The following is an 11,742-nucleotide window of genomic DNA, read 5'->3' as shown; positions in this document are numbered from 1 at the left end:
GCGAAGTGCGTGCTCATCCCGCGAGCACTTGACGCGCAATCGCTGAAGGCTGAGGCAGTGCGACTCTGACCGGGCGCACTCGAACGAGGAGAGTCCACGAGAATGGCAGTGAGCGCAGGAATACCCGACGATTTCGTCAGCGGACTCGAAGGCGTAGTCGCCTTCACCAGTGACATCGCCGAGCCCGACAAAGACGGCGGCGCACTGCGCTACCGCGGCGTCGACATCGAAGATCTGGTCGGCCAGAAGGTTACCTTCGGTAATGTATGGGCCCTGCTCGTCGACGGACGCTTCGGCGCAGGCTTGCCGCCCGCCGAGCCGTTCCCCCTGCCCATCCACACCGGTGACGTCCGTGTCGACGTCCAGGCCGGACTCGCGATGCTGGCTCCCATCTGGGGCTACGAACCGCTACTCGACATCGACGACGAGACCGCCCGCGACCAGCTCGCACGCGCATCCGTCATGGCACTGTCCTACGTCGCACAGTCGGCGCGCGGCATCTACCAGCCCGCAGTTCCGCAGAAGCGCATCGACGAAGCCAAGACCGTCACCGAACGCTTCATGGTCCGCTGGCAGGGTGAGCCCAACCCGGCCCATGTCGAGGCAATCGACGCGTACTGGGTCTCCGCTGCCGAGCACGGCATGAACGCCTCCACCTTCACCGCCCGCGTCATCGCCTCCACCGGCGCTGACGTCGCGGCTTCCCTCTCCGGTGCCATCGGCGCTATGTCCGGCCCGCTGCACGGCGGCGCACCGGCACGCGTTCTCCCGATGATCGAAGAGACCGAGCGCACCGGCGACGCCCGCGCCCTGGTCAAGGGAATCCTGGACCGCAAGGAAAAGCTCATGGGCTTCGGGCACCGCGTTTACCGCGCCGAAGATCCCCGTGCACGCGTGCTCCGCGCCACGGCGAAGCGTCTCAACGCCACCCGCTACGAAGCCGCTGCAGCTCTCGAGCAGGCCGCTCTCACCGAACTGCGTGAGCGTCGTCCGGACCGCGCGATCGAGACCAACGTCGAGTTCTGGGCTGCTGTCATCCTGGACTTCGCCGAGGTTCCCGCGCACATGATGCCCGCCATGTTCACGTGTGGCCGCACCGCCGGCTGGTGTGCACACATCCTCGAACAGAAGCGTCTCGGTAAACTGGTTCGTCCGGCCGCCATCTACACCGGCCCGGCACCCCGCTCCCCCGAGTCCGTCGAGGGCTGGGATCAGATCAGCCACGCGTAACACCTGCTCTAATCACCAATCACGGTAGTACAGAACACAAGTGAAGGAACAGAAAGAAGCGATGACCTCCACACCGATCATCCCCGCCGATCTCAAGCCCGCTGACGGACGCTTCGGCTGCGGTCCTTCCAAGGTTCGCCCCGAGCAGCTGCAGTCCCTGGTCGACGTGGGCGCTTCGGTGTTCGGCACCAGCCACCGCCAGAAGCCGGTCAAGAACGTTGTCGCCAGCGTTCGTTCCGGCCTCGCCGATCTGTTCTCACTGCCCGAGGGCTACGAGGTCGTCCTCGGCAACGGTGGAACCACCGCGTTCTGGGATGCCGCAGCCTTCGGCCTCATCCGCGAGAAGTCGCTGCACCTGACCAACGGTGAGTTCAGCTCCAAGTTCGCTTCGGTTGCCAAGGCAAACCCGTTCATCGGTGACCCGATCGTCGTTTCCGCTGATCCGGGCAGCGCACCGGTGCCGGTTTCCGACCCGTCCGTCGACCTCATCGGCTGGGCACACAACGAGACCTCCACCGGTGTCGCAATCCCCGTCTCCCGCCCCGCGGGTTCGGAGAACGCCCTCATCGCCATCGACGCCACCTCGGGCGCCGGCGGACTGCCGGTCAACGTTGCCGATTCGGACGTCTACTACTTCGCTCCGCAGAAGTGCTTCGCCTCAGACGGTGGTCTGTGGATCGCGCTGATGAGCCCGGCCGCTCTCGAGCGCGTCGAGGAGATCAAGACCTCGGGTCGCTGGACCCCCGACTTCCTCTCCCTGCCCATCGCCGTGGACAACAGCTCCAAGGATCAGACGTACAACACCCCGGCGCTGGCAACCCTGTTGCTCTTCGCCAACCAGATCGAGTGGATGAACAGCAACGGCGGCCTCGACTGGGCCACCGGACGCACCGCTGATTCTTCCTCGCGCCTGTACAACTGGGCCGAGGCCAGCGAGTTCGCCACCCCGTTCGTCGCTGATCCGGCACACCGCTCGCAGGTTGTCGGCACCATCGACTTCAACGACAATGTCGATGCAGCAGAGGTTGCGAAGATTCTGCGCGCCAACGGAATTGTCGACACCGAGCCTTACCGCAAGCTCGGCCGCAACCAGCTGCGCGTCGGCATGTTCCCGGCCATCGATCCCGAAGACGTTTCCCAGCTCACCAAGAGCATCGACTGGGTCGTCTCACAGCTCGGCTGAGCCATTTCTCGACTCGTTCCATCTGCTGGCCCCCGATTCCTTTCGAATCGGGGCCAGCAGTGTATTCAGACCAATCCGACGGATTCCGACCTGAACAGCTGCCACGCGCACTAACATCCCAATTCTGAACTGAACTGGGATTATTGCCATCAATCAGACCGGGGGACCTTATGTCCGAATCAGAATTCGTCGATTCATCCGCCTCATACGGACAACCTGCCTCGAGCGGACTGGCAATGAAACGCCGAAACCCGTTTGCAGTGTGGATCGGTCTGCCCCTCATCACGCTCGGGATCTACGTATTCGTCTGGTACTACAAAATTCACAACGAGATGTCCGAATTCGATCGTCGCCGCAACATCCCCGTCGCCGGCCCGATGCTTGTCCTCCTTCTGCTCAGCTGGACGGTGATCGGACCGCTCATCAGTTTCCACAACGCCGGCGCACGTGTCCGCGACGCACAGATCGCGGCGGGACTGCCACCGACGTGCTCGCCGACACTGTCGTGGATTCTGGCGTTTGCCTTCGGACTGAACACGCTGTATTTGCAGATCGAACTGAACAAGATCGTCGATCGCTATCCCGGCGCCCTGCCGGAGACGCCGGTTCCGCTGTACGTGTGACGTAGGTCCGAGCGGCACACCCTTCGGGAGTGTCCTGCCGGACCGCTGATCACAAATGAATTACAGTAAATTGCGGCGCAAAGTCGCGAGCCGACGCGATAAGGGAGGTCAATGTGCGAGAGCTTCGAGTGATCGGACTTGAACCCGATGGATCGCATGTGGTGTGCGCGGACGCCCAAACCGGCGAGAAATTTCGTATCCCCGCCGATGACAAACTGCGTGCAGCATCTCGGGGCGATATGGCTCGACTGGGCCAGATCGAGATCGAGACCGACAGCCAGCTCCGCCCCCGGGAAATCCAGGCCCGCATCCGCTCCGGCGCTTCCGTCGAGCAGGTATCGAGAGAAGCCGGGATTCCCGTCAGCAAGGTCGAGCGATACGCCTACCCTGTCCTCCTGGAACGCTCCCGTGCAGCGGAAATGGCGCAAGGCGGCCACCCGATCCGCGATAACGGCCCAACTGTGCCGACCCTCGCAGAAATCGTGACTCACGCATTTCGTGCCCGCGGGCACACCATCGACGACGCCACGTGGGACGCCTGGCGCGACGAAGACAATCACTGGGTTGCCCAGTTGCAGTGGCAGGCCGGACGCAGCACCAATGCCGCGCATTGGCGTTACCAGCCGGACGCACACGGCGGGACGATCGTTGCACTCGACGACACCGCATTCGATCTGATCGATCCGGATTTCGGCCGTCCGCTACGTGGTCTGGCACCCGTCGTGGACGAGAAGCCTGAATTGTCACGGGTCGATAACGAATTCGTTCCGGTCGAAGAAGTCAAGACCGAAATCGATATCCAGACCGAGGTGGCGGTTGTCACCGAAATCCCGACGGTCACAGAAATCGCGGCTCCGGCAGAAATTTCAGCACCAGTCGAAATCGAGCCCGAACCCGTAGTTTCCGAAGAAATTCCGGAACCGGTGGCAGAGACCACACCCAAGACAGCACCGCAGCAACCATCCACCAAGGACAAGCGCGGAAAGCCTGCGCTCCCGTCGTGGGACGACGTTCTCCTCGGCGTACGTAGCAGCGGACGCTGACACTGCAACCCTGCGCCCCGACGGGCAAGCCGTCAGCCGATTCGTCGTATTCTTCTTAACAGCTAAGTACAGGAGAAAGGGCGATCGGTGGCCGCACGGGTATCAACAATCTGGTTTATCGACAGCAGTGACGCGCGCGCCGAACTGAGCACGTACCCCCAGCCCGATCAGAGCGCGGCGCTTGCGACGGCAAAGCGGTTGTACCCCGGCAAGGACTTCGAATCCCTCGGGCCACATCCACTCTCGACGGCCGCCACCGTACAACCCGGCTACGTCTTCGTCGGGGTGTACCAGAACATCAGCGTCGTCTGTAGCACCGAACTGAGTTCCGTCCTTCCTTCGGAACTGCCTGCAACGTGGTTACTTTCACCCCACGCACCGCGAACATTGCTGGTCAGTTCCGTCCCCGGCCGCGCTCAGGGTTCCTTCGCACTGTGGGAAGACGGCCAGTTGCGGCGTTCGTTCAGCGCACTGCCGATCGACATCGTCGAGAACATCGGTATCCCGGAAACCTGGGAATTGCCGTACTGGGCCGGCGAGCACCCGTTGCGCTATCCCCCGGGCGTATTGCCCGACCCGCAGTCTTTGCCGTTCCATCCCCAGCAGTTCGCTGAAGCCGCCAATGCAGAGTGGCTCGGCTTCCGGTACACGGGCACCCCTCATGACGACGACCTCGACAAGACACAAATCTTGTTGTGGGGCTTCAAGATTCACCAGAAGGTCGAAGCACCGAAGATCACGTTGGAGCTTGTGGCACCGAAGGCGAAGTTGGAACTTGCCGCCCCGAAGGTGGAGCCGGAACCCAAGACGGTTTCCATTCCGGAACCGGCACCCGCACCGGAGCCAGAGCCGACACCAGAGCCGACGCCAGAGCCAGAAGCGATCGAGGAACTTCATCCCCCGATCGAAGAACTCGAGACCGAGACTGTGGAACCGATTGCCGAAGCTGCGGAGCCGATTGTCGACGCGGCAGCACCGGAACCTTCAGCCCCAGAACCGGCAGCACCGGAACCTTCGGCGCCGCAACCGAAGAAGCGTGGCCGCCTGGCCCGGTACTTCGGTTTCCACTGACACGATCGGGCAGAACCGGATCCGATCAGGCCGCTATCGCAGCGATCCAGCCCAACGGAATACCCACTACCGCACCGTAAACCACCCACCGCCATACGGGAACCGCTCTCCACCGCCAGACCGTCGGCGCCAATCCTCCGACGGCAACGATGTTGACTAGGATCGCCAGTACCACGTTGACGTTTGCGAGCCCCTCACTGAATGCGGCCACGGCAACCGTAGACAGCATCGCGGCGAAAATCGAAACCGCGACTCCGGTAGCCCAGGGAGTTCGGCTCGGCATTACTGCATTGTCCTGACGCGTTCATAGAAGGCCATCGCGGCGGCAGTGGCGACGTTGAGCGAGTCGGTTCCCGGCGCCATGGGAATCTTGGCGCGAATGTCTGTGGCGCGCATGGCATGTTCGGTCAATCCCGGACCTTCAGCTCCAAGCAGCAATGCAACTTTGTCGCCGGTCATAGCCTGAGCCAGGGTCACGGCCTCAGGATTGGGCGTCAGAGAGATGAGCTGAAAATCGTTGCTGCGCAGTTCTTCCAGATCGTAGGGCCACTTTTCGACGTGTGCGAACGGCACTCGCAGAACATGGCCCATGGAGACGCGAACCGAACGGCGGTACAGCGGATCTGCACATCCTTTGCCGAACAGGATCGCATCGACACCGAGACCGGCGGCGTTGCGGAACATCGAGCCGAGGTTTTCGTGGTCGTTGACGCCCTCGAGGACGGCTACCGTTTTTGCGTCTCGCAAAACATCCGAGACGGCCAACGGCGAAGGCCGACCGGCTGCGGCAAGCACCCCACGATTGAGATGGAAGCCCACCACTTCGGCCATGACGTCAGCGGTTGTCCGGTAGAAGGGAACGTCGACGCCGTCGAGATCGTCGGCCAACTCGAGGAGTCGCCGCTCGACACCGAGCAGGCTGAGGGTCGGGAAGCGGGATGTGAGGAGTCTCTGCGTGACAAAAACTCCTTCGGCGATGACCAGACCCTTGCCTTCCGGCAGGTCCGGGCGGCGATCGGAAGAGTTGAGATCGCGAAAGTCATCCAGCCGAGGATCGGCGGGATCTGAAATATCGATAACGTGAACCACTGCTCTATCGTGCCGTATCGCGTACGGCAGTCAGTCACTGCTCCCGTTTGCCCTGAACATCGAAGCAAAATGGGCGTCGAGAACTTGCGCAACGGCGGCAGGATTCACTCTCCGCGGATCGTTGACGCCCTGCACAGCGAGACCGTCGACCACGGCGTGCAAACGCATCGCCTCGACGTCCACAACGGCGTCCGACCGAAGGAAGCCGTCGTTCTGCAGTGCCGCGACGAACTGACGGAAGTGATCGAACAAGACTTGATCGGTCCGATCGCGTACTGCGGTCAACGCTGAATCGGTTTGGGCTGCGGCCGCAAAGGCGATGGACACCTGCATTTCCTCGCGGCGATCATCGTCGAGCGGAACGAACTGATCTGCGAACTGACGGATGGCGCGCCGCATATCAGGGTCGAATTCGATAGCGCCGATCCGCTTTTCGACGCGGAGGACCACCAGCTCCATGGCGAAAACCAACAGCTCGGACTGGGTCGCGAAAAAATGCCGAAGCGAACCGGTAGACATTCCTGCCTCGTCGGCGACGGTCCGAACGCTGGTGGCCGCGATCCCGTCGCGTCTGATTACTCGCCAGACGGCTTCGGCTATCTGCTCGCGCCGCATCTCAGCGCTCATTCGTTTCACCACTTCACAAAACTAACACGACTGTGCTAGTTTTCCGTAACTAACACAGTCGTACTAGAAATGAGGTCTCATGATCATCCACCTGATCGTTGCCTGCGAGATAATGTTCTGGGTCTTCATCGCTGCGGGACTAGCCGCCCGCTATCTACTCCGAAAGCCGACGCTCGGTGCTGCACTGTTGATCTGCGCGCCGCTGGTCGATGTTGTACTCCTGGTCGCGACAGCCCTCGATCTGCGCGGCGGTGGCCAGGCAAACTTCAGCCACGGGCTCGCTGCCGCGTATATCGGCGTATCCGTCGCGTTCGGGCACAGCCTCGTCGCCTGGGCCGACGCCCAGTTCTCCTACCGATTTGCCGGCGGTCCCCGGCCCGTCGCGCCGCCGAAATACGGCACCCCGCGGGCACTGCGGGAGTGGCGCGAATTCGGAAAAGCAGCTCTGGCCTGGGCCATCTCGTGCGGCCTACTGACCGTCGCAATCTTCCTCGTCGACGACGCCGGTCGTACCGAAGCGCTCGAAGGTTGGATCAGCAACCTGACGCTGGTTCTCGGAATCTGGGCCGTCGTCGCGCTGAGCTACACGCTGTTTCCCAAACGAGAAAAGCTCACGGCACGCGGTTAGCTTCCACCGCTTGCTCTGCCGCATCACAGACAACAGCAGGCCGCACGTCGAAAACCGGCAACCTACCGCCGCCGTCGGGCATCTTCAGTCGTAGCTTCAGGCGCTCACTGCGCAGCAGATACACACCGGCCAAGGCACCCGCCAACAGGGAGATCGCTCCGCCCACGATCAGCGGTGCCCGAGGATCAACAGTGTCAGCCACCCAACCCAGCACCGGACTTCCGAGCGGTGTTCCGCCGAGGAAACTGAGCATGTAGATGCCCATGACCCGTCCGCGCATCTCCGAAGGCACCGACATCTGCAGGATGTTCATCGCCGACGTACTGAAGGTCAATGTGAGTGCGCCGGCGGGTATCAGCATCAACGCCACCAGCGGATAGGTCGGCATCAGGCCGACGGCTATTTCGAAGGCACCGAAGCCCGTGGCAGCAAAGAGGAACGTGCGCAAGCGGGGCGCTTCCTTACGCCGCGCGGCGTACACCGCTCCCGCCAACGTGCCGACCGCCAGCGTGGTGGAGAGCAGTCCGTAGGCGTCGGCGCCTCGATCGAATGTGGTTCGAGCCATCACCGCGAGGCTGATCGGAAAGTTCAGTCCGAACGTCGAGACCATGAAGACGGTCAGCGTGATCACGCGCAAATCCTTGCGCCCCCACACGTACCGGAATCCGTCGCGCACCTGCCCTTTGGCCCGAGGAGCGGGTTCTGACGGCGTCAGCTCCTTGGTGTTCATGAGCGAGAGCGCGATGAGAACGCCGGCAAACGTCGCAACATTGAGCAGGAACACCCACCCGGTGCCGATGACGTTGATCAGTACACCGGCAATTGCCGGGCCGATGATGCGAGCGGTGTTGAAGGTCATGGAGTTCAACGCAATTGCGTTGGACAGGTTTTCCTTGCCCACCATTTCGATGGTGAACGACTGCCGCACGGGAGCGTCCACCGCCGAGACGCATCCGAGAGCGAACGCAATCACGAAGACGTGCCACATTTCGACGATTCCGCCCACATCGAGCAGTCCCATCACGAGCGCGCACGACGCACTCGCCCACTGGGTGAAGATGAGGATTCGACGCTTGTCGTACCGATCGGCGAGGACGCCGCCCCACACCGAAAGAAACAGGGTGGGCCCGAACTGCAACGCCATCACGATGCCCACGGCCAACGCATTGCCGTCGGACAGCGTCAGTACCAGCCAGTCCTGGGCGATGCGCTGCATCCACGTTCCGACAAGCGAAACGATCTGCCCGGACGCCCAGAGCCGATAGTTTCGGTTGCGGAGTGCGGCAAACATGCCGGAGTCGGGATCACGGGGCACAGCCCCATCTTGCCCCTACGATCGTTCGTTCCGGTAATTATCTCGGACCGAAATGATGCGGCGAGGTTACTCGGGCGCGCTCACCATAACGGTGATGATCCCGACGGCGCCACGAAGTGTCGCGAGTTCGTCGGCGTTCAAGCCTGAAAGCTGCTCGTTCATCCAGGCCTCACGTGCGTGAGTCTCGTCAGCCAGCAAAGCCTGGCCGGCGTCGGACAACGTCACGATAATCTGACGCCCGTCGGTGGGGTGGGGCGAACGCTCCACCAACCCCTTCTCGGCCAAGGAAGCAACCACCCTGGTCATCGATGGCGGCTGAACCTTTTCGCGAGCCGCGAGGGCGCCGGGCGTCATCGGCCCGTCTTGGCTCAGGGTGGCCAGAGCAGAAAGCTGCGTCAGAGATACCTGCGCGTCGGCCCTTCGGCCTCGCAGGTGCCGACTGAGACGCACTACAGCCAACGACAAATCACTGGCCAACGCACGGGTTTCGGTGGTCACGCGAGAACAATACGTCAACAACTAGCCGGTAACCGGGTAATCGGGTACCGGCTAGTTGAAAGTTTTACGTAAGTGCGTCGGTAATCGGTCCAACCGTGAAGTAGGCCATGAAGAGAGCCGCCACGACCCACAGCAACGGGTGAATCTTCTTGGCTTCACCGCTGGCGGCGTTCAAGACGACCCACGAGATGAATCCGACGCCGATGCCGTTGGCAATCGAGTAGGTGAACGGCATGACGACCATGGTCAGGAATGCGGGCAGGGCAACCGAGAACTTCGTGAAATCGATGTCACGAACCTGCCCGATCATCAGTGCACCGACAATTACCAGCGCTGGTGCTGCTGCCTCGATCGGCACCACCGAATACAGCGGCGTCAGGAACATGGCGACCAGGAACAGCAAACCTGTCACGACATTCGCCAGACCTGTGCGGGCGCCCTCGGCGATACCCGAAGCCGATTCCACGAACACGGTGTTCGATGACGCCGAAGCTCCACCACCGACGATCGCACCGGCACCTTCGACGACCAGAGCGCGGCCGACATTGGGAAGGTTGCCGTCCTTGTCGGTCAGTCCTGCTTCTTTACCGAGGCCCGTCATGGTGCCCATGGCGTCGAAGAAATTGGCGAGAACAAGGGTGAACACCAGCAGGCTGGCAGCCAGAACTCCGATTCGAGTGAACGCGCCGAACAGGCTGACCTCACCGACCAGACTCAGGTCGGGCATGCCTCCGAACATGTCGGGGATCGCGGGAACACTCAGGTTCCAGCCCTTCGGGTTGGTTCCGAGCGACGGTCCGACGTCGGCAACTGCCTCGATGATCGCAGCCACGATGGTCGTCACGACGATGCCGATGAGCAGGCCACCGCGAACCTTGCGCACCACGAGGACGCCCATGAGAAGGACACCGAAGATGAAGACGGCAGTCGGCCACGATGCGATGGAACTGTTGATGCCGAGTCCGACGGGAACACTCGTGCCCGCGGCGTCCGGGATACGACGGACGAATCCGGCGTCGACAAAGCCGATGAAGGCGATGAACATACCGATACCAGCTGCGATCGCCGATTTGAGCGCGTTCGGAATCGCATTGAAGACCGCGGTTCGGAAACCGGTGAGCGCCAACACCACAATGATGATGCCGTCCAGGACCACCAGTCCCATGGCTTCGGGCCAGGTGACCTGCGGGGCGATCGTCACTGCGAGCAGGCTGTTGATACCCAGGCCGGCCGCAATGGCAAACGGGTAGTTGGCGATGACGCCGAAGGCGATGCTCATCAGTCCGGCGACCAACGCCGTGACGGCAGCCACCTGGTTGACCGGCAGGATGTTTCCGAGGACGTCGACCTTGGCGACGGCGTCGTCAGCCGAGAAACTGCCGAGGATCAGTGGGTTGAGCACCACGATGTATGCCATCGCGAAAAATGAGACAACACCGCCGCGAACCTCGGTGGAGATCGTGGACCCTCGTTCACTGATCTTGAAATATGTGTCGAGAATTTTCCCGGATGCCGCCATGTCTTCTTTCCTCATTGCCTCGGAGGTCGCCTTTACCGGCGCACATGAAGGCCGGTCGCACTAAGGGAGAGTAAGGCACGGTGGCACAGGTAGCGTTAATTTCGTGAACGAGACTCCGAACACAACAAACTTGATCGAGCGATTGTCCGCACCGGGACAAGCTCTCATCATCGGCACGGCGGTGTGGGTAGTTGCCACCGTCGTGGTCCTGCTGAGCGGCGACCGCTGGTCCGACGTTCTACCCGTCTGTTACGCCGGAATCGGCGTCGGGTTCCTCGGATACGGCCTGTTCTGGATTCAGCGCCGAGCAGCGCTGCGAGGCAGCAAAGGCGCCCAACAAGGTGCGGGTCTGACCGACTAGCTCAGGCGGGCTGCAGCTGCCGGCGCTGCAATCGACTCGAGCCCCAGATCCACAGCCCGGCCCACATGACTCCGAAGGCCCAGCCGGCCATAACGTCGGTCATCCAGTGCGCGGCCAGGTAGACACGAGAAAACCCGACGGCGACGGTATAGACCGCAAGCACAGTGAGCATGGCCACTTTTGCGAGCCTCGGCAATGTCAGACGAACGACCACGGCGGCCACCACCGTCGCGAGAATCGCCGTCATCATCGCGTGCCCCGACGGGAACGAATACGAATCGATCTCGACGAGCCGCTCCGGGATCGGCGGACGGGTCCGCGTGAAGATGTGTTTGAGTCCCGTCATCACCAGCAGCCCGGTGAGCATGGAACCGGCGACCATCAGAGCGTCGACGCGTCGGGCGCGCATCAGAAGTGTGATTGTCAGAACCGACGCGATCATCCACACGCTCAGGGTGCCGCCGCTGTCGGTGATGACGTCCACTGTGTCGACCAACCACGGCGTGCGCTGATGCACGGCTGTCTCCAGCACCCAATTGTCGAACGACACCTGTT

14 protein-coding genes are annotated in these 11,742 nt (G+C 62.1%); 7 read left to right on the top strand and 7 right to left on the bottom strand.

Annotation, left to right across the window (positions count from 1 at the left end):
• Positions 1 to 102 precede the first annotated feature (102 nt).
• From BDB13_RS09635 to BDB13_RS09615, 5 genes are all read left to right on the top strand, one after another.
• A complete protein-coding gene (locus BDB13_RS09635) occupies positions 103 to 1,230 on the top strand; it encodes a citrate synthase 2 (protein ID WP_094271440.1) in 1,128 nt (375 codons plus the stop codon).
• Positions 1,231 to 1,291: 61 nt separating this feature from the next.
• The gene (gene serC, locus BDB13_RS09630) at positions 1,292 to 2,413 is read left to right on the top strand and encodes a phosphoserine transaminase (RefSeq protein ID WP_094274805.1); all 1,122 of its coding nucleotides are present in this window, start codon (positions 1,292 to 1,294) and stop codon (positions 2,411 to 2,413) included.
• Positions 2,414 to 2,649: 236 nt separating this feature from the next.
• Positions 2,650 to 3,036: a DUF4234 domain-containing protein gene (locus BDB13_RS09625; RefSeq protein WP_254922772.1), complete on the top strand. Its 387-nt coding sequence runs from the start codon at positions 2,650 to 2,652 to the stop codon at positions 3,034 to 3,036.
• Between the two features lie 113 nt (positions 3,037 to 3,149).
• On the top strand, positions 3,150 to 4,079 hold the full coding sequence (sepH, locus tag BDB13_RS09620; RefSeq protein ID WP_094271438.1) for a septation protein SepH: 930 nt from the start codon (positions 3,150 to 3,152) through the stop codon (positions 4,077 to 4,079).
• An 87-nt stretch (positions 4,080 to 4,166) separates the two neighbouring features.
• Entirely contained in the window at positions 4,167 to 5,150 is a 984-nt protein-coding gene (locus tag BDB13_RS09615) for a DUF6928 family protein (RefSeq protein WP_254922771.1), read from the top strand.
• A gap of 25 nt (positions 5,151 to 5,175) precedes the next feature.
• Here the strand turns inward: BDB13_RS09615 and BDB13_RS09610 are convergent, their stop codons facing one another.
• From BDB13_RS09610 to BDB13_RS09600, 3 genes are read right to left on the bottom strand one after another with little or no spacing between them, the layout of a single operon-like run.
• Positions 5,176 to 5,433, bottom strand: a complete 258-nt coding sequence (locus BDB13_RS09610) for a DUF2537 domain-containing protein (RefSeq protein WP_094271437.1) — start codon at positions 5,431 to 5,433, stop codon at positions 5,176 to 5,178.
• On the bottom strand, positions 5,433 to 6,239 hold the full coding sequence (locus BDB13_RS09605) for a TrmH family RNA methyltransferase (protein WP_094271436.1): 807 nt from the start codon (positions 6,237 to 6,239) through the stop codon (positions 5,433 to 5,435). Before BDB13_RS09605 ends, BDB13_RS09610 begins: the two co-directional genes overlap by 1 nt.
• A 30-nt stretch (positions 6,240 to 6,269) precedes the next feature.
• Positions 6,270 to 6,866 carry a TetR/AcrR family transcriptional regulator gene (locus BDB13_RS09600; RefSeq protein ID WP_206041705.1) on the bottom strand — a complete coding sequence of 199 codons (597 nt, stop codon included), beginning with the start codon at positions 6,864 to 6,866 and terminating at the stop codon, positions 6,270 to 6,272.
• A 79-nt stretch (positions 6,867 to 6,945) separates the two neighbouring features.
• Here BDB13_RS09600 and BDB13_RS09595 point away from each other — a divergent pair, with 79 nt between their 5' ends.
• Positions 6,946 to 7,494, top strand: coding sequence for a hypothetical protein (locus BDB13_RS09595; RefSeq protein ID WP_094271435.1), 549 nt, complete (start codon positions 6,946 to 6,948; stop codon positions 7,492 to 7,494).
• Here the strand turns inward: BDB13_RS09595 and BDB13_RS09590 are convergent.
• From BDB13_RS09590 to BDB13_RS09580, 3 genes are all read right to left on the bottom strand, one after another.
• The gene (locus tag BDB13_RS09590; RefSeq protein ID WP_094274803.1) at positions 7,478 to 8,785 is read right to left on the bottom strand and encodes an MFS transporter; all 1,308 of its coding nucleotides are present in this window, start codon (positions 8,783 to 8,785) and stop codon (positions 7,478 to 7,480) included. The genes BDB13_RS09595 and BDB13_RS09590 overlap by 17 nt on opposite strands.
• A gap of 90 nt (positions 8,786 to 8,875) precedes the next feature.
• Positions 8,876 to 9,307 (bottom strand): MarR family winged helix-turn-helix transcriptional regulator, encoded by a 432-nt coding sequence (locus BDB13_RS09585; RefSeq protein WP_094271434.1) that lies wholly within the window; start codon positions 9,305 to 9,307, stop codon positions 8,876 to 8,878.
• 64 nt (positions 9,308 to 9,371) lie between these two features.
• Positions 9,372 to 10,826 (bottom strand): NCS2 family permease, encoded by a 1,455-nt coding sequence (locus BDB13_RS09580; protein WP_094271433.1) that lies wholly within the window; start codon positions 10,824 to 10,826, stop codon positions 9,372 to 9,374.
• Between the two features lie 103 nt (positions 10,827 to 10,929).
• On the opposite strand from BDB13_RS09580, the gene BDB13_RS09575 reads away from it, so the two are divergent.
• Positions 10,930 to 11,187: a DUF2530 domain-containing protein gene (locus BDB13_RS09575; protein ID WP_094271432.1), complete on the top strand. Its 258-nt coding sequence runs from the start codon at positions 10,930 to 10,932 to the stop codon at positions 11,185 to 11,187.
• Position 11,188: 1 nt separating this feature from the next.
• On the opposite strand, the gene BDB13_RS09570 is transcribed toward BDB13_RS09575, so the two are convergent.
• Complete coding sequence (locus BDB13_RS09570; RefSeq protein WP_094271431.1) at positions 11,189 to 11,737, bottom strand: phosphatase PAP2 family protein; 549 nt, start codon at positions 11,735 to 11,737, stop codon at positions 11,189 to 11,191.
• Positions 11,738 to 11,742 lie beyond the last annotated feature (5 nt).

Origin of the sequence: Rhodococcus sp. OK302 (assembly GCF_002245895.1) — a bacterium.
Taxonomy (GTDB): domain Bacteria; phylum Actinomycetota; class Actinomycetes; order Mycobacteriales; family Mycobacteriaceae; genus Rhodococcus_F.
Note: the sequence above shows the minus strand (reverse complement) of the source record. Positions and strands in the feature narration are given on the sequence as shown.

Bases quoted from the DNA above. Each gene is read 5' to 3' on its own strand.
- BDB13_RS09600 (WP_206041705.1), bottom strand. From the start codon at position 6,866: ATGAGCGCTGAGATGCGGCGCGAGCAGATAGCCGAAGCCGTCTGGCGA.
- BDB13_RS09590 (WP_094274803.1), bottom strand. From the start codon at position 8,785: ATGTTTGCCGCACTCCGCAACCGAAACTATCGGCTCTGGGCGTCCGGG.
- BDB13_RS09580 (WP_094271433.1), bottom strand. From the start codon at position 10,826: ATGGCGGCATCCGGGAAAATTCTCGACACATATTTCAAGATCAGTGAA.
- BDB13_RS09635 (WP_094271440.1), top strand. From the start codon at position 103: ATGGCAGTGAGCGCAGGAATACCCGACGATTTCGTCAGCGGACTCGAA.
- BDB13_RS09625 (WP_254922772.1), top strand. From the start codon at position 2,650: ATGAAACGCCGAAACCCGTTTGCAGTGTGGATCGGTCTGCCCCTCATC.
- BDB13_RS09595 (WP_094271435.1), top strand. From the start codon at position 6,946: ATGATCATCCACCTGATCGTTGCCTGCGAGATAATGTTCTGGGTCTTC.
- serC (WP_094274805.1), top strand. From the start codon at position 1,292: ATGACCTCCACACCGATCATCCCCGCCGATCTCAAGCCCGCTGACGGA.
- BDB13_RS09610 (WP_094271437.1), bottom strand. From the start codon at position 5,433: ATGCCGAGCCGAACTCCCTGGGCTACCGGAGTCGCGGTTTCGATTTTC.